Annotated in this window: 15 protein-coding genes; 7 read left to right on the top strand and 8 right to left on the bottom strand. The window is 58.5% G+C overall.

Annotated features, from left to right (window positions below):
- Positions 1-2 precede the first annotated feature (2 nt).
- The 3 genes from yidD to rpmH are packed head-to-tail and all read right to left on the bottom strand — an operon-like array spanning position 3 to position 796.
- Positions 3-248, bottom strand: coding sequence for a membrane protein insertion efficiency factor YidD (yidD, locus tag BM416_RS11385; RefSeq protein WP_010207715.1), 246 nt, complete (start codon positions 246-248; stop codon positions 3-5).
- On the bottom strand, positions 241-645 hold the full coding sequence (gene rnpA, locus BM416_RS11380; RefSeq protein WP_053128141.1) for a ribonuclease P protein component: 405 nt from the start codon (positions 643-645) through the stop codon (positions 241-243). Before rnpA ends, yidD begins: the two co-directional genes overlap by 8 nt.
- Positions 646-661: 16 nt before the next feature.
- Entirely contained in the window at positions 662-796 is a 135-nt protein-coding gene (gene rpmH / locus BM416_RS11375; RefSeq protein WP_003213577.1) for a 50S ribosomal protein L34, read from the bottom strand.
- 585 nt (positions 797-1,381) lie between these two features.
- On the opposite strand from rpmH, the gene dnaA reads away from it, so the two are divergent.
- Genes dnaA through gyrB form a run of 4 tightly spaced genes read left to right on the top strand, consistent with a single transcriptional unit; the run spans position 1,382 to position 7,590 of the window.
- Positions 1,382-2,902 carry a chromosomal replication initiator protein DnaA gene (dnaA, locus tag BM416_RS11370; RefSeq protein WP_092488131.1) on the top strand — a complete coding sequence of 507 codons (1,521 nt, stop codon included), beginning with the start codon at positions 1,382-1,384 and terminating at the stop codon, positions 2,900-2,902.
- A gap of 38 nt (positions 2,903-2,940) precedes the next feature.
- Positions 2,941-4,044 carry a DNA polymerase III subunit beta gene (dnaN, locus tag BM416_RS11365; protein WP_065926810.1) on the top strand — a complete coding sequence of 368 codons (1,104 nt, stop codon included), beginning with the start codon at positions 2,941-2,943 and terminating at the stop codon, positions 4,042-4,044.
- Between the two features lie 20 nt (positions 4,045-4,064).
- Positions 4,065-5,168: a DNA replication/repair protein RecF gene (recF, locus tag BM416_RS11360; protein ID WP_010565854.1), complete on the top strand. Its 1,104-nt coding sequence runs from the start codon at positions 4,065-4,067 to the stop codon at positions 5,166-5,168.
- Positions 5,169-5,172: 4 nt separating this feature from the next.
- Entirely contained in the window at positions 5,173-7,590 is a 2,418-nt protein-coding gene (gene gyrB / locus BM416_RS11355; RefSeq protein ID WP_065937907.1) for a DNA topoisomerase (ATP-hydrolyzing) subunit B, read from the top strand.
- Between the two features lie 103 nt (positions 7,591-7,693).
- On the opposite strand, the gene BM416_RS11350 is transcribed toward gyrB, so the two are convergent.
- Positions 7,694-8,419, bottom strand: coding sequence for a response regulator transcription factor (locus BM416_RS11350; protein WP_065937906.1), 726 nt, complete (start codon positions 8,417-8,419; stop codon positions 7,694-7,696).
- Between the two features lie 448 nt (positions 8,420-8,867).
- Between BM416_RS11350 and BM416_RS11345 the strand changes: the two genes are divergently transcribed.
- Positions 8,868-11,150 (top strand): CHASE2 domain-containing protein, encoded by a 2,283-nt coding sequence (locus BM416_RS11345; RefSeq protein ID WP_092488130.1) that lies wholly within the window; start codon positions 8,868-8,870, stop codon positions 11,148-11,150.
- Positions 11,151-11,329: 179 nt separating this feature from the next.
- Here BM416_RS11345 and BM416_RS11340 read toward each other — a convergent pair whose 3' ends face one another.
- The 4 genes from BM416_RS11340 to glyQ all read right to left on the bottom strand — a co-directional run bounded on the left by BM416_RS11340 (position 11,330) and on the right by glyQ (position 15,726).
- Positions 11,330-12,100, bottom strand: a complete 771-nt coding sequence (locus tag BM416_RS11340; RefSeq protein ID WP_065926814.1) for a lysophospholipid acyltransferase family protein — start codon at positions 12,098-12,100, stop codon at positions 11,330-11,332.
- An 82-nt stretch (positions 12,101-12,182) separates the two neighbouring features.
- The gene (gmhB, locus tag BM416_RS11335; RefSeq protein ID WP_168166790.1) at positions 12,183-12,719 is read right to left on the bottom strand and encodes a D-glycero-beta-D-manno-heptose 1,7-bisphosphate 7-phosphatase; all 537 of its coding nucleotides are present in this window, start codon (positions 12,717-12,719) and stop codon (positions 12,183-12,185) included.
- 2 nt (positions 12,720-12,721) lie between these two features.
- The gene (glyS, locus tag BM416_RS11330; protein ID WP_092488129.1) at positions 12,722-14,776 is read right to left on the bottom strand and encodes a glycine--tRNA ligase subunit beta; all 2,055 of its coding nucleotides are present in this window, start codon (positions 14,774-14,776) and stop codon (positions 12,722-12,724) included.
- A complete protein-coding gene (gene glyQ / locus BM416_RS11325; RefSeq protein ID WP_003187265.1) occupies positions 14,773-15,726 on the bottom strand; it encodes a glycine--tRNA ligase subunit alpha in 954 nt (317 codons plus the stop codon). The genes glyS and glyQ overlap by 4 nt, the downstream gene beginning before the upstream one ends.
- Before the next feature lie 81 nt (positions 15,727-15,807).
- On the opposite strand from glyQ, the gene BM416_RS11320 reads away from it, so the two are divergent.
- The gene (locus BM416_RS11320) at positions 15,808-16,365 is read left to right on the top strand and encodes a DNA-3-methyladenine glycosylase I (protein ID WP_092488128.1); all 558 of its coding nucleotides are present in this window, start codon (positions 15,808-15,810) and stop codon (positions 16,363-16,365) included.
- A gap of 40 nt (positions 16,366-16,405) precedes the next feature.
- Positions 16,406-17,293, top strand: coding sequence for a lysophospholipid acyltransferase (locus BM416_RS11315; protein ID WP_092488127.1), 888 nt, complete (start codon positions 16,406-16,408; stop codon positions 17,291-17,293).
- The last annotated feature ends 18 nt before the right edge of the window (positions 17,294-17,311 follow it).

The raw sequence follows: 17,311 nt of genomic DNA, 5'->3' as shown, positions 1-17,311 counted from the left end.
GATTACTCGGCCATCGAAGAAGAACGGGAGGTAGGGATAGGTGGAACCGGGTCATAACCACCGGGATTCCACGGATGACAGCGACCTAAACGACGAAAGGTCAGCCAGCCACCGCGCAGAAGACCATGATTTTCTATGGCCTCTAACGCGTAGCAGGAACAACTGGGGTAGAAACGACAGTGGCTGGCCATCAGAGGACTAATGGCATAGCGATAAAACTGGATCGGAACGAGTGCCAGTTTACGCATCGGTGCTGTCTACCCCTACAGTTTCGGTGCTGACTGCTGGTGCTGGTTTGTTGGTACGCGCCAGACGTTTCCAGAGCTTGCCGAAATGCTGAATCAATTCGGGGTTTTCTACATCCCCCAAGCCTTTGCGCGCGACGATAACAATATCCCAACCAACCAGAGTGTCCTGGTGGAGGCGAAACGATTCGCGCATCAGACGCTTGAGGCGATTGCGCTCAACGGAGAGCTTTACGCTCTTCTTGCCGATCACCAACCCGAGACGGGGGTGATCAAGATCGTTGTTACGCGCAAGGAGCAGGAGATTTTTCCCCGGAACCTTGCCGGTGGGGGAGTCAAAGACTGCCTTGAAGTGCCGGGGGGTTAGCAGACGCTTTTCCCGACTGAAGTCCTGACTCACCACCAGTACCGGATTATCAAACTGCCAGACGCGCACGACCTTTGGCGCGGCGACGCGACAGGACAGCACGGCCGTTCTTGGTAGCCATGCGAGCACGGAAGCCGTGGGTACGGGCGCGTTTGATGGTGCTTGGTTGGAAAGTACGTTTCATGGCGTTGTTACCTGGTTCGTCCACAACGGGCCGGAATGGCCCCCGTTTTAAGAGACCGGCGATTCTAGAGAAAGCAAGCCTCTAGGTCAATTTCCAACCAGCTTTTCCTTCAATTAGATCTTTACGGGCCTCCAGACCTTTTCTTTCCGTTCTGCTTCCATGAGCAATGCCATAGATATAAAAATAAAGAAGGAAGTTATTTAAAGCTTTTCTGTAAAGCTTATAAAAGCTAGGCAGGCCATCCTCTGTGGATAACTGCCTTAAGGCCATATTCCACGTGCTGTACAGAGAATGACAACATGGGGGAGAAGCGGTGCTCTGCCTGTGCTGCGCTGTCGGATAAGCTGTGTGTGGAATGGCATGTTATCCACAGGCCAGTTACCCACAGACTTTCGACCCCACTTGTACAACGAGCTCAGGTGCGCTTATCCACAGAGCTTATGCACAGACCATCTGTCGCATTTTTTGCAGTTAAGGCATTGATTTTGGCTGGCCTGTGAGCAACCTACATGTGGATAAGTGGGCTGCTGGCCGCTACAATGGCGGCTGTTTTTGCCTCACCGGCTTTCAACTTAGGGGATATCCGTGTCAGTGGAACTTTGGCAGCAGTGCGTGGAGCTTTTGCGCGATGAGCTGCCTGCCCAGCAATTCAACACCTGGATCCGCCCGCTACAGGTCGAAGCCGAAGGCGACGAGTTGCGCGTCTATGCGCCCAATCGTTTTGTTCTCGACTGGGTCAACGAGAAGTACCTGAGCCGCGTTCTCGAATTGCTCGATGAACACGGCAATGGCCTTGCGCCCGTGCTCTCCTTATTAATAGGCAGCAAACGCAGCTCGGCACCTCGCGCTGCACCGAATGCTCCGCTCGCAGCGAGTGCCTCGCAGGCTCAAGCCCCTGTGGCGCCTGTCAATAACTCGCCAGCGCCGGTTGCCCAGACGCCTTCGAAATCCTCGTCGCAGAACAACGCGCCTATCAATGAAGAGCCGTCCCGCGACAGCTTCGATCCGATGGCGGGTGCCAGTTCCCAGCAGGCTCCGGTCCGCGCCGAGCAGCGCACGGTGCAGGTCGAAGGTGCGCTCAAGCACACCAGCTACCTGAACCGCACGTTCACCTTTGAGAACTTCGTCGAAGGTAAATCCAACCAGCTGGCCCGCGCGGCCGCCTGGCAGGTCGCCGATAACCCCAAGCATGGTTACAATCCGCTCTTCCTGTATGGCGGCGTTGGCTTGGGTAAGACCCACTTGATGCACGCTGTGGGTAACCACCTATTAAAGAAGAACCCGAATGCCAAGGTTGTGTACCTGCACTCGGAGCGCTTCGTGGCTGACATGGTCAAGGCCCTGCAGCTCAATGCGATCAACGAGTTCAAGCGGTTCTACCGCTCCGTTGATGCATTGCTGATCGATGACATTCAATTCTTCGCGCGCAAGGAGCGTTCCCAGGAAGAGTTTTTCCACACCTTCAACGCCCTGCTCGAAGGCGGCCAACAGGTCATCCTGACCAGTGACCGTTACCCGAAGGAAATCGAAGGCCTGGAAGAACGCTTGAAGTCGCGCTTTGGCTGGGGCCTTACCGTTGCGGTAGAGCCGCCGGAGCTGGAAACCCGCGTAGCGATCCTGATGAAAAAGGCCGACCAGGCGAAAGTCGATCTGCCCCACGACGCCGCGTTTTTCATTGCCCAACGCATTCGCTCCAACGTGCGTGAGTTGGAAGGTGCGCTCAAGCGTGTCATTGCGCACTCTCACTTCATGGGCCGCGACATCACCATCGAGCTGATTCGCGAATCCCTGAAAGACTTGCTGGCATTGCAGGACAAACTGGTGAGTGTGGATAACATCCAGCGCACCGTGGCCGAGTACTACAAGATCAAGATTTCCGACTTGCTGTCCAAGCGCCGTTCGCGCTCGGTGGCGCGTCCGCGTCAGGTGGCCATGGCACTCTCCAAGGAGTTGACCAACCATAGCTTGCCGGAAATCGGTGACGTGTTTGGCGGCCGCGACCACACCACGGTCTTGCACGCGTGCCGCAAGATCAACGAACTTAAGGAATCCGACGCGGATATTCGCGAGGACTACAAGAACCTGCTGCGTACACTGACTACTTGATGACACCAGCGCAGCTTATTAAGGCAAGGGACTAGACCATGCATTTCACCATTCAACGCGAAGCCCTGTTGAAACCCCTGCAACTGGTCGCAGGCGTCGTCGAGCGCCGACAGACCTTGCCGGTGCTCTCCAACGTATTGCTGGTGGTCGAAGGCCAGCAATTGTCCCTAACCGGTACCGACCTGGAAGTCGAGCTGGTCGGTCGCGTGCAACTGGAAGAGCCCGCTGAACCTGGCGAGATCACAGTACCCGCGCGCAAGCTGATGGACATCTGCAAAAGCCTGCCGAACGACGCGCTGATCGACATCAAGGTTGATGAGCAGAAATTGGTGGTCAAGGCGGGTCGCAGTCGTTTCACGCTGTCTACTTTGCCGGCCAATGATTTCCCGACTGTGGAAGAAGGCCCTGGCTCACTGACCTGCAGCCTGGAGCAAAGCAAACTGCGCCGTCTTATCGAGCGCACCAGCTTCGCCATGGCCCAGCAGGATGTACGTTACTACCTCAACGGCATGCTGCTGGAAGTGTCGGAAGGCATCATCCGCGCCGTGGCCACTGACGGTCACCGTCTGGCGATGTGCTCGATGCGCGCCGATATCGGTCAACCTGACCGTCACCAGGTGATTGTGCCGCGTAAGGGTATTCTCGAACTGGCGCGCCTGCTCACTGAGCCGGATGGCAATGTCAGCATCGTGCTGGGTCAGCACCATATCCGCGCGACCACCGGCGAGTTCACCTTCACCTCCAAGCTGGTCGACGGCAAGTTCCCGGATTACGAGCGCGTTCTGCCTAAAGGCGGGGACAAGCTGGTTATCGGTGATCGCCAGGCCCTGCGTGAAGCGTTCAGCCGCACCGCGATCCTGTCCAACGAAAAGTACCGGGGCATTCGTCTGCAACTGGCCAACGGTCAGTTGAAAATCCAGGCCAATAACCCGGAGCAGGAAGAAGCGGAAGAGGAAGTGGGCGTAGATTACAACGGCGGCACTTTGGAAATCGGCTTCAACGTGAGCTACTTGCTGGACGTGCTGGGTGTGATGACCACCGAACAGGTTCGCCTGATCCTGTCCGACTCCAACAGCAGCGCCCTGGTGCAGGAATCCGATAATGACGACTCGGCTTACGTTGTTATGCCGATGCGCCTGTAATCATGCCCAGCAGAAGCTAGATGTCCCTTAGTCGCGTCTCGGTCACCGCGGTGCGCAATCTGCACCCGGTGACCTTCTCCCCCTCCCCTCGTATCAATATCCTCCACGGCGCCAACGGCAGTGGCAAAACCAGCGTGCTGGAAGCCATCCACCTGCTAGGGCTTGCCCGTTCCTTTCGCAGTGCCCGCCTGTTGCCGGTGATTCAGTACGAACAACTGGCCTGCACGGTATTTGGCCAAGTCGAACTGGCAGAAGGCGGGCACAGCAGCCTGGGGATTTCTCGAGATCGCGGCGGTGAGTTCCAGATTCGCATCGACGGGCAAAACGCTCGCAGTGCTGCGCAACTGGCAGAGATCCTGCCGTTGCAACTGATCAACCCTGACAGCTTCCGCTTGTTGGAAGGCGCGCCAAAGATCCGCAGGCAGTTTCTCGACTGGGGAGTGTTCCACGTGGAACCGCGATTCATGGCCACTTGGCAGCGCCTGCAGAAGGCCCTGCGGCAGCGGAACTCATGGCTGCGGCATGGTACACTTGACGCCGCTTCGCAAGCGGCCTGGGACCGGGAATTGTGCCTGGCCAGCGATGAAATAGATGAATACCGCCGCGCCTATATCAAAGCCTTGAAACCAGTCTTTGAGCAGACCTTGAGTGAGTTGTTGGATCTCGAGGGGCTGACGCTGAGTTACTACCGTGGTTGGGACAAAGAACGTGAGCTGAGTGCAGTGCTCGCGACGTCCCTGCAGCGGGATCAGCAAATTGGCCATACCCAGGCCGGACCCCAACGGGCTGATTTGCGTCTTAGATTAGGCGCACACAATGCTGCGGATATCTTGTCCCGCGGCCAGCAGAAGTTGGTGGTGTGTGCACTGCGGATCGCCCAGGGGCATCTGGTTAGCCAAGCCCGACGTGGTCAGTGTATTTATCTGGTGGATGACTTGCCGTCTGAACTCGACGAGCAACACCGCCGTGCGTTATGCCGCTTGTTGGAAGACTTACGCTGCCAGGTGTTTATCACCTGTGTAGACCACGAATTATTGAGGGAAGGCTGGCAGACGGAAACGCCAGTCGCTTTGTTCCACGTGGAACAAGGCCGTATCACCCAGACCCACGACCATCGGGAGTGAAGGCATGAGCGAAGAAAACACGTACGACTCGACCAGCATTAAAGTGCTGAAAGGTTTGGATGCCGTACGCAAACGTCCCGGTATGTACATTGGCGACACTGATGACGGTAGCGGTCTGCACCACATGGTGTTCGAGGTGGTCGACAACTCCATCGACGAAGCTTTGGCCGGTCACTGCGACGACATCAGCATCATCATCCATCCGGACGAATCCATTACTGTGCGCGACAACGGTCGCGGCATCCCGGTAGATGTGCACAAAGAAGAAGGTGTGTCGGCAGCAGAAGTCATCATGACCGTGCTCCACGCCGGCGGTAAGTTCGACGACAACTCCTACAAAGTCTCCGGTGGTTTGCACGGTGTGGGTGTGTCGGTGGTGAACGCTCTGTCCGAAGAGCTGATCCTGACCGTTCGCCGCAGTGGCAAGATCTGGGAGCAGACCTATGTCCACGGTGTACCGCAGGAACCAATGAAAATCGTTGGCGACAGCGAAAGCACCGGTACCCAGATCCACTTCAAGCCCTCGGCTGAAACTTTCAAGAACATCCACTTCAGCTGGGACATCCTGGCCAAGCGGATTCGTGAATTGTCCTTCCTCAACTCCGGTGTCGGCATCGTCCTCAAGGATGAGCGCAGCGGCAAGGAAGAGCTGTTCAAATACGAAGGTGGCTTGCGTGCGTTCGTTGAATACCTGAACACCAACAAGACTGCGGTCAACCAGGTGTTCCACTTCAACATCCAGCGTGAAGACGGCATCGGCGTGGAAATCGCCCTGCAATGGAACGACAGCTTCAACGAGAACCTGTTGTGCTTCACCAACAACATTCCACAGCGTGACGGTGGTACTCACCTGGTGGGTTTCCGTTCGGCGCTGACGCGTAACCTGAACACCTACATCGAAGCCGAAGGCCTGGCGAAGAAGCACAAAGTCGCCACCACCGGTGACGATGCCCGTGAAGGCCTGACCGCAATCATCTCGGTGAAAGTGCCGGATCCTAAGTTCAGCTCCCAGACCAAAGACAAGCTGGTGTCTTCCGAAGTGAAAACTGCGGTTGAACAGGAGATGGGTAAGTACTTCTCCGACTTCCTGCTGGAAAACCCGAACGAAGCCAAGCTGGTTGTCGGCAAGATGATCGACGCCGCACGTGCCCGTGAAGCGGCGCGTAAAGCCCGTGAAATGACCCGCCGTAAAGGTGCGCTGGATATTGCCGGCTTGCCAGGCAAACTGGCTGACTGCCAGGAGAAGGACCCTGCCCTTTCCGAACTGTACCTGGTGGAAGGTGACTCTGCTGGCGGTTCCGCCAAGCAGGGTCGTAACCGTCGCACCCAGGCCATCCTGCCGTTGAAGGGTAAGATCCTCAACGTCGAAAAGGCTCGTTTCGACAAGATGATTTCCTCCCAGGAAGTCGGCACCTTGATCACGGCACTGGGCTGCGGTATTGGCCGTGACGAGTACAACATCGACAAGCTGCGCTATCACAACATCATCATCATGACCGATGCTGACGTCGACGGTTCGCACATCCGTACCCTGCTGCTGACCTTCTTCTTCCGTCAGTTGCCGGAGCTGATCGAGCGTGGCTACATCTATATCGCCCAGCCGCCGTTGTACAAAGTGAAGAAAGGCAAGCAAGAGCAATACATCAAAGACGACGACGCCATGGAAGAGTACATGACGCAGTCGGCCCTGGAAGATGCCAGCCTGCACTTGAACGACGAAGCCCCGGGGATCTCCGGCGAGGCGCTGGAGCGTCTGGTTAACGACTTCCGTATGGTGATGAAGACGCTCAAGCGCCTGTCGCGCCTGTACCCACAGGAACTGACCGAGCACTTCATCTACTTGCCGTCCGTAAGCCTGGAACAGTTGGGCGACCACGCACACATGCAGGAATGGCTAGCCCAGTACGAAGTGCGCCTGCGCACTGTCGAAAAATCCGGCCTGGTGTACAAAGCCAGCCTGCGTGAAGACCGTGAGCGTAACGTGTGGTTGCCAGAGGTCGAATTGATCTCCCACGGCCTGTCGAATTACGTCACCTTCAACCGCGACTTTTTCGGCAGCAACGACTACAAGACTGTAGTGACCCTCGGCGCGCAACTGAGCACGCTGCTGGACGACGGTGCTTATATTCAGCGTGGCGAGCGTAAGAAAGCGGTCAAGGAGTTCAAGGAAGCCCTGGACTGGTTGATGGCGGAAAGCACCAAGCGCCATACGATCCAGCGATACAAAGGTCTGGGCGAAATGAACCCGGATCAGCTGTGGGAAACCACCATGGACCCAGCCCAGCGCCGTATGCTGCGCGTTACCATCGAAGACGCCATTGGCGCAGACCAGATCTTCAACACCCTGATGGGTGATGCGGTCGAACCTCGTCGTGACTTCATCGAGAGCAATGCCCTGGCAGTTTCTAACCTGGATTTCTGATACAGGCACTACGCCCAAAATAAAAAGGCCAACGCATAGCGTTGGCCTTTTTTATTGCGTGGAAATCATCTTCTGCAAAATGCTCCACGTGGAACATCGTTTTTTATCCATGAGAAGAAGCCGCCGCCACACTCTCCAATCGATACCCATACCCATAGATCGTCAACAATTGCCAACCCCTGTCAGCGGTAAGCCCGAGCTTGTTGCGTAGCCGATAGATATGCGTATCCAGTGGCCGGGAGGACACCATTTCTTCATGGGTCCAGAACCGCTCATAAAGGTACTCGCGCGACAGCGGCCGAGCCAGGTTGGCGAACAAGCAGCTCGCCAGGCGGTATTCGCGCTCGGTAAGGTTGATCGGTTTGCCTGCGCGTGTGACGGTCAACTCTGCATCGTCGAAGGTCAGGTCGTTGAAACTCTGCACTTCAGGGGTTGCCGATCTCTGCAGGCCATGCCGACGTAGAACGGCTGTCACTCGTGCCTTCAGTTCGTTAGGCCGAAAGGGTTTGCTGACGTAGTCGTCGGCCCCGCTGTTCAATGCGCTGACGATATCGCTTTCGGCATCACGGCTGGTGAGCATGATGACTGCAGGTGGCGACTCCATGTGTTCACGGGTCCAGCGCAGCAAGGCAATACCGGTGATGTCGGGCAGTTGCCAATCGAGTATCAGCAGGTCGAAGGTCTCCCGGCGCAACTGACGCAGCAGGTCTTCGCCCCGTTCGAAGCAATGCAGGGACCAGGGTTGTTCGGCGGTGCTGGGGATTTGTCGCAGTGTCTGTTCCACCCGTCGCAATTCAGCGGGTTCGTCATCCAATATTGCGACACGCATGGGTGGGTCCTTTCTTCTTGAAGAGTACGGCAGTCGTATTGAGGGGCACGTACTGCGCAGATGCCGGTCAATGAATCTGAAGAATTGTGCTCAGGTTCGTCGACCCCTTGGATCTCTCGGTACGCTGGGATCAATAAGCGAATACGCCATTGAAAGTCTTCCATACCGATGTGGGAAAGATACCGGCTCCAGGCGTTAAGGAAAAGGATCAGCCGACGCGTGCGCTGTCGTAAACTCCTGTGCCCCGATAGTGGATGCCCTTTGGAATCCCCGCCGTTATGAACATCCAGCAGGAAATTTTTTCCACCGCGTCGAAAATGAGCTTCACTGGGCTCAACGCGTCGCTCTATCACGTACGTGTGTCGGCTTACGCCATGCAACGCCTGAGGAGGAATCGGGGGTCTATGCCATCTTCTATCGCACGCCAACAACTCAGGCGCGTTGATCCATGATGCTCTGGGGAAAGGCCGAAAAGCGCCAACCCACCCATGCCCAGCGCCTGTTCCACGGTCTGGTACGTGAGTGGTTATGGATCGGTTTGCTGCTGTTGCCAATCACTGCCTACCTCTCGATGAGTCCTGGCCTGGCCTTGAACAACCCGCTATACGACAGCCTTCGTCGTCTGGCACCGTTGCCGGTGGACCCGCGTATCCTGCTGGTGACCATCGATGACCCTAGCCTGAAAAAACTCGGCCAGTGGCCCTGGCCGCGTAGTGTGCACGCCGACCTGATCGATCGTCTGAGCGCGGCGCAACCGGCCGGTATCCTGTTTGATGTGGTCTTCAGCGAGCCCGGTAACCCGGTCAATGACAAGCGCCTGGCCGACGCGGTGTGCAACGCCGGCAACGTATTGTTGCCCTTGGCTCGTGACGATTCGGCCAGCTACAGCCAGTCTGGGGCACAAATGCTGTCGCTGCTCAAATGTGCCAAGGGTGTCGGGCATATCAATGTGGAGGCGGATAGCGATGGCGTGGTCCGCAGGCTGTATATGCGCGAGGGGCCAGCCGGTGCCACGGCGCTTCAGTTAGCGTGGCTGGCTTTCGCGATGAGCGGGCAATCGGCCGAGATGCCCGGGGAACCTCTGCCATCGATCACCCAGGATTGGCACCGGGAGCATGCGGTCCGTATCCCGTTTATTGCTGCCGACACCCATTTCCCGAGTGTGTCTTATGCCAGCGTATTACACGGTGAGGTCCCTCCTGAGCGGTTACGGGGCCGTCTGATTCTGGTCGGGGCGACAGCGTCGGGCATGGGCGATCGCTTTGTCACACCGCTCTCTCCTATGGCCGGCACCACAGCGGGTGTGGAGATCCAGGCCAATGTGCTCAATGGCTTGCTGCAAGGTCGAAGTATCGTCGACATGCCCGGTTGGCTGGCCGCATTGATGGCAACGTCCCTGGTGGCGATGCTGCTGGGCCTGCTGCTCTACCGTCCACGCTATGCGCTGTGGATGACCCTGGGGTGCATGTGCATGGCCTTGCTCGGTTCAGCGGCCTTGTTGCGCCTGGGCTACTGGTGGTCGCCCGCGGCCTGTTGGATCGGTTTGCTGCTCAGCTACCTGATCTGGAACTGGCGGCGTCTCAGCGTGATCCTGGCCTACTTCGGCTGGGAATTGGCGCGCCTGGATAACGAACCCAAAGTCTTGCCCGAGCGCCGCCGTGCACCCGCCAATAAGGGGGACGTATTGCAGGGCCGTATCTTTGCCTTGGAGCAAGCCGTCAGTCGTACGCGGGACACCCGACGGTTTATGGCCGATGGATTGGAATGCCTGCCGGTGGCGACACTGATCACAGACACCCAGGGTAATGTCCTGTTGGCCAACCGCATCGCCCGGGAAGTGTTCGGCAATGACTTGATCAACCATAACCTTTTGGAGCAGCTGGCAGACCTCGGTTATCCGCCGCTGCACAATGGCGTACGCCCTACCCTCTCGACACTGGAACTCGTTGAGTTTCGGGATATCCACCAACGCAGCCTGCGCATGGAACTTGCCCCCTTGCTGCCGGCCGAAGGGGATGTCGCGCTTGGCTGGCTGTTGAGCCTTACCGATCTGAGCAAGGAACGCGAGGCCCAGCAGCATCGGGAAACCATGCTGCGCTTCCTCTCCCACGACTTGCGCGCCCCCCATTCGGCGATCCTCGCCCTGTTGGATGTGCACGGCAGTGAGTCACCGATATTTGCCCAGATAGAGCAACAAGTACGCCGTGCCTTGAGCCTGACTGAATCATTTGTGCAACTGGCGAGGGCTGAGGCCGATGGCTACCAGTTCGAGCCTACGCTGTTTGCCATGTTGGTAATGGATGCCTTTGATCAAGTGGCCGTAATCGCCCAGCTCAAGGGGATTCACCTGGTCCACGATCTGGATGAGGCCGACGAAGGGATGGTGTCAGCCGATCAATCGCTGCTCACCCGCGCATTGTTCAATGTGCTGGAGAACGCGATCAAATATTCCCCGTCCGGTACCACTGTCCGGCTGCGACACAGCAGCGCGCAAGGCTGGCTGGAATGCCGCATCAGTGACCAGGGCCCAGGGATAGCCGCCGAGGATTTGCCTGAACTGTTCAGCCAGTACAAACGCTTTGACTCGGCCCAAGGCAGCGAAGGGCTGGGGTTGGGACTGAGCATGGTCAAGGCGGTGGTGGAGCGTCATGGGGGCCGTATCGAGTGTGAAAGCACCGTGGGCAAAGGCACCACTTTCAGCCTGCAGCTGCCCTTGCTGGACGACGGCTAAAACGTACCTTTGCGCTGTGCATAAAAAACCGGTCTCAAGGACCGGTTTTTTAATGCGGAAAAAACTTATGCACGTTTTTTTCGATTTTATTGGATTTGGAAATATCTAAGTAAATCAAGTTATTAGGATCAAAAAAAGCCAATTCGCCAACAAAGCGTACACAGGTTATCCACAGATGCTCATACCACCGGCGTCTCCACCACAATCGGCTCCGGCGGCAGGGAACCCATGGCCCGCTGCTGCGCTTCATTCCATGCCTGGGCACGGTCATTCAGCGCGGCAATGGCGCGTGGGCCTTCCCCTTCTGCGTACATTGGCTCGCCTATCACCACAGTGATGGTGCCCGCGCGTTTTGCCCAACCCGCCTTCGGCCAGAACTTGCCGGCGTTATGCGCAATCGGCAACACCGGCAGGTTGGCGTTAACTGCCAATGCGGTACCGCCGCGAGAGAACTTGCCGACTGTCCCAAAGGGTACCCGCGTACCTTCCGGGAAGATCAGCACCCACACGCCATCCTTGAGCAGTTCATCGCCCTTCTTGGCGACGTGCTTGAGCGCCGCCTTGGGGTTGTCACGGTCGATGGCGATCGGGCGCAACATGGCCATGGCCCAGCCGAAGAACGGCACGTACAACAGCTCGCGCTTGAGCACCTGGCTCAACGGCGAGAAGTAAGCCGAGAGGAAGAAGGTCTCCCAGGTGCTCTGGTGGTTCGACAGAATCACACACGGCTGGTCCGGTACGTTTTCAGCGCCCTTGATCTCGAAGCGAATGTTCAGGAACACCTTGGTCAGCCACAACGCGCAGCGGCACCAATAGACGTTGATAAAGCGATAGCGCGCCTTGAACGGCAGGAACGGCGCAATAAAAAAGCTCAGGGTGCACCAGAGAAACGAACTGGTGCCCAGCAGCAGGTAAAAGAAAAAGGTTCTGATGGCCTGCAAAATCGACATGGCGGCATTTACCGTTGCGGGACATGGCCCGCCTGTTAAAAGCGCACTCCCGAACAGTCCTTGGCCAGGAAGTCGAGGGCGGCTAGTTGTTGATAAGTTCTGCGGCAACCGCCGCCAGATCGTCAAAAATCAAGGTGCCTACCGGCAGGTTTTTCACCTGGGTCTTTTCGCCTTTCCCGGTCTTTACCAAAACTGGCTGAGAGTCGACGGCTTTGGCCGCCTCCAGGTCACCGAGGCTGTCCCCGACGAACCATATCCCAGCCAAGGGCACCTTGTAATGTTCTGCAATGATTTTCAACATGCCAGGCTTGGGTTTGCGGCAATCGCATCCCTCATCCGGCCCGTGAGGGCAATACACCACCAGCCCCACCTCACCGCCCTGCTCCGCCACCAGCGTGCGCAAGCGCGCGTGCATGGCGTCCAGGGTGGCGATGTCGTAATAGCCGCGGGCGATGCCGGACTGGTTGGTGGCGATGGCCACCGTCCAGCCGGCTTTGCTCAACTGCGCGATGGCCTCGATCGAACCGGGCAGCGGAATCCATTCCGCCACCGACTTGATGTAAGCGTCGGAGTCGTAATTGATCACCCCGTCCCGATCGAGAATCAGCAGTTTCAACATGGTCAGCTCAGCGTCGAAATGTCAGCGATGTTGACGAACAAGCCACGCAGACGCGCCAGCATGGCGTAGCGGTTTTTCCGCACGCCGGCATCTTCGGCATTGATCATCACCGCTTCGAAGAACGCATCCACCGGCTCACGCAAGGTCGCCAGGCGCGCCAGGGCTTCGGCGTAATTGCGTTCGGCGATCAGCGGCTTCACCGCGTTCTCTGCCTTAGCAATGGCAGAATTCAGCGAGAACTCCTTGGCGTCGGCGAACAGGCCTGGGTCGACATCGGCGTTGCCCAGGCCTTCGGCCTTGCTCAGCAGGTTCGACACACGCTTGTTCACGGCGGCCAGGGCATCGGCTTCGGGCAGCTTGCGGAACGCCTGTACGGCTTGTACGCGTTGATCGAAGTCCAGTGCCGAACCCGGTTGCAGGGCACGTACCGACAGGTAGACGGAAACGTCCACGCCTTCGTCTTCATAACGCGCACGCAGGCGGTCGAACACGAACTCCAGCACTTGCTCGGCCAGGCCGGCTTGCTTGACCTTGCCACCGAACTGGCCGACCGCGAACACCACGGCCTGGGTCAGGTCGAGGTCGAGCTTCTTGTCGATCAGGATACGCAGCACGCCGAGGGCCGCGCGACGCAGGGCATACGGGTCTTTGCTACCAGTAGGCAGCATGCCGATACCGAAGATACCGACGAGGGTATCCAGCTTGTCGGCGATGGCCACGGCCGCACCGGTCAGGGTGGTCGGCAGCTCGGCGCCGGCACCGCGCGGCATGTACTGCTCGTTCAGCGCCAGCGCGACATCGTCCGCCTCGCCATCGTTGAGGGCGTAGTAGTAACCGGCAACGCCCTGCATCTCCGGGAACTCGCCGACCATCTCGGTGGCCAGATCGCACTTGGACAGCAAGCCTGCACGCGCAGCCCAGGCGGCATCACCGCCGATGCGTGGGGCAATGTAGGCCGCCAGCTTGGAAACGCGCACGGCCTTGTCGTAGACGCTGCCAAGTTTTTCCTGGAACACCACGTTCTGCAGGCGCAGGTTGAAGTCTTCCAGCTTCTGCTTCTTGTCTTGCTTGAAGAAGAACTCGGCGTCAGTCAGGCGCGGACGCACGACTTTCTCGTTACCGGCGATGATCTGCTGCGGGTCCTTGCTTTCGATGTTGGCCACGGTGATAAAGCGCGGCAGCAACTTGCCGTCCACGTCCAGCAGGCAGAAATACTTCTGGTTGTCCTGCATGGTGGTGATCAGCGCTTCCTGCGGCACATCGAGGAAACGTTCTTCGAACGAGCACACCAGCGGCACCGGCCATTCAACCAGCGCGGTCACTTCGTCGAGCAGGCTTGGCGGCACGATGGCGGTGCCTTCCTGCAGGCGGGCGAGTTCTTCGGTGCGCTTGCTGATCAGCTCGCGACGCTCGTCGGCATCGGCCAGCACGTAGGCAGCACGCAGATCGGCGGCATAGTTAGCCGGCGAAGTGACGCGCACCGCTTGTGGATGGTGGAAGCGATGGCCACGGGAATCACGGCCAGCTTTCTGGGCGAGGATGGTGCAATCGATGACCTGGTCACCGAGCAGCATCACCAGCCACTGGGTCGGGCGTACGAACTCTTCCTTGCGCGCGCCCCAGCGCATGCGCTTGGGAATCGGCAGGTCGTTCAGGGAGTCTTCGACGATGGTCGGCAACAGGCTGGCGGTCGGCTTGCCTGTGATGACCTGGCTGAAACGCAGTTTCGGGCCGCTCTGGTCAATCTCGCTCAGCTCGACGCCACACTTCTTGGCGAAGCCCAGTGCGGCTTGGGTCGGGTTGCCTTCGGCGTCGAAAGCCGCCTGGCGTGGCGGGCCGTCGAGGTTGATGCTGCGGTCCGGCTGCTGGGTTTCCAGCGCGGTCAGCAACACGGCCAGGCGGCGCGGTGCGGCGTAGACTTTCTTCGCTTCAAACTTCAGGCCGGCGCTCTGCAGGCCTTTTTCGATACCGGCCAGGAACGCATCGGCCAAGGTATTGAGTGCCTTGGGTGGCAGCTCTTCGGTGCCCAGTTCAACCAGGAAATCTTGAGCACTCATTGTGCAGCCTCCAGCTTAGCCAACACTTCATCACGCAGGTCCGGGGTGGCCATCGGGAAGCCCAGCTTGGCGCGAGCCAGCAGGTAGGCTTGAGCGACGGAACGCGCCAGGGTGCGTACACGCAGGATATATTGCTGGCGCGCGGTCACCGAGATGGCACGACGGGCGTCCAGCAGGTTGAAGGTATGGGAGGCCTTCAACACCATTTCATAGCTCGGCAACGGCAGCGGCTGGTCGAGTTCGATCAGGCGCTTGGCTTCGCTTTCATAGAAGTCGAACAGTTCGAACAGCTTGTCGACATTGGCGTGTTCGAAGTTGTAGGTCGATTGCTCCACTTCGTTCTGGTGGAACACATCGCCATAGGTCACTTTGCCGAACGGGCCGTCAGCCCACACCAGGTCGTAGACCGAATCCACGCCCTGCAGGTACATGGCCAGGCGCTCGAGGCCGTAGGTGATCTCGCCGGTCACCGGGTAGCATTCGATGCCACCGGCCTGCTGGAAGTAGGTGAACTGCGTGACTTCCATGCCATTGAGCCAGACTTCCCAGCCCAGGCCCCAGGCGCCCAGGGTTGGGGATTCCCAGTTGTCTTCGACGAAACGGATGTCGTGCACCAGCGGGTCGAGGCCCACGTGCTTGAGCGAGCCCAGGTACAGTTCCTGGAAGTTGTCCGGGTTCGGCTTCAGGACTACCTGGAACTGATAGTAGTGCTGCAGACGGTTCGGGTTTTCGCCGTAGCGGCCGTCAGTCGGGCGACGACTGGGCTGCACATAAGCGGCGTTCCAGGTTTCCGGGCCGATGGCCCGCAGGAATGTAGCGGTGTGGAAAGTGCCGGCGCCTACTTCCATATCGTAGGGCTGAAGTACCACACAACCTTGCTCGGCCCAGTATTGCTGGAGGGCGAGGATCAAGTCTTGGAAGGTACGCACGGCTGGCGTAGGCTGGCTCACGAAATTCACCTGTTACTTGGGCTGCGATTTAAAGAGCGGGAGTATACCCGATTCGGCCGCGCCACCATCCCCTGGAGCCTTATGCCACGCTGCTTTTGGTGTTCTGAAGATCCGCTGTACATGGCTTATCACGATCAGGAGTGGGGAACGCCGCTGCGCGATGCGCAGGGTTTGTTCGAGTTGCTTTTGCTCGAAGGGTTCCAGGCGGGCCTGTCCTGGATCACCGTTTTACGCAAACGCGAGCATTATCGAAAGGTCTTGTTTGGTTTTGATGCCCGGCGTCTGGCACAGCTGACCGATGCCGAGATCGAAGCGCTGATGCTTGACCCTGGCATTGTGCGGAACCGCCTCAAGCTCAACGCCACCCGGCGCAACGCCGCAGCCTGGCTGGCGCTTGAAGATCCGGTGGGGTGGCTCTGGTCGTTTGTCGGCGGCGTGCCCAAGGTCAACCATTTCAAGGACCGCAGCGAAGTGCCGGCGATTACGCCGGAGGCTGAAGCCATGAGCAAAGCGCTCAAGAAAGCCGGCTTCACCTTTGTCGGCCCGACCATCTGTTACGCGTTCATGCAGGCCTCGGGCATGGTCATGGACCACACCCAGGACTGCGACCGTTACGCGGACTTGGTCAACGCCGGTTAGAATGGCGGCTTTGCGCACCACACACGATCAGGAGTGACCTGTGGAAAAGTTTAAAGGCGCCTTGCTGGTAGGCGCTCTTCGGTTGTTTGCCCTATTGCCCTGGCGCGCGGTTCAAGCGGTCGGCACGGCCATCGGCTGGATCATGTGGAAAACCCCTAACCGCTCCCGTGACACGGTGCGTATCAACCTCTCTAAATGCTTCCCGGACATGGACCCCGCCGCGCGCGAGCGCCTGGTTGGCCAGAGCCTGAAGGACATCGGCAAGTCCCTGACCGAAAGCGCCTGCGCCTGGATCTGGCCGGCCCAGCGCTCCATCGACCTGGTGCGTGAAGTCGAAGGCCTCGAGGTGCTGCACGACGCCCTGGCCTCGGGCAAAGGCGTGGTAGGCATCACCAGCCACCTGGGCAACTGGGAGGTGTTGAACCACTTCTATTGCAGCCAGTGCAAACCGATCATTTTTTACCGCCCGCCCAAGCTCAAGGCGGTGGACGAGTTGCTGCGCAAGCAGCGCGTACAACTGGGTAACCGCGTGGCGGCGTCCACCAAGGAAGGCATCCTCAGTGTGATCAAGGAAGTGCGCAAGGGCGGCCAGGTGGGTATTCCGGCCGACCCGGAGCCGGCCGAGTCCGCAGGGATCTTCGTGCCGTTCTTCGCCACCCAGGCGCTCACCAGCAAGTTCGTGCCGAACATGCTCGCCGGCCACAAGGCCGTAGGGGTGTTCCTGCATGCACTGCGGCTGCCGGACGGTTCGGGCTACAAAGTGATCCTGGAAGCGGCGCCGGAAGACATGTACAGCACCGATACCGCCACCTCCTGCGCGGCCATGAGCAAAGTGGTGGAGCGTTATGTCGGCGCCTACCCGAGCCAGTACATGTGGAGCATGAAGCGCTTCAAGAAACGCCCGCCGGGTGAAGAACGGTGGTACTGACCCACTGCTGACCAAATG

It is taken from the genome of Pseudomonas sp. NFACC42-2, from assembly GCF_900116055.1.
Lineage (GTDB): Bacteria > Pseudomonadota > Gammaproteobacteria > Pseudomonadales > Pseudomonadaceae > Aquipseudomonas > Aquipseudomonas marginalis.
Note: the sequence above shows the minus strand (reverse complement) of the source record. Positions and strands in the feature narration are given on the sequence as shown.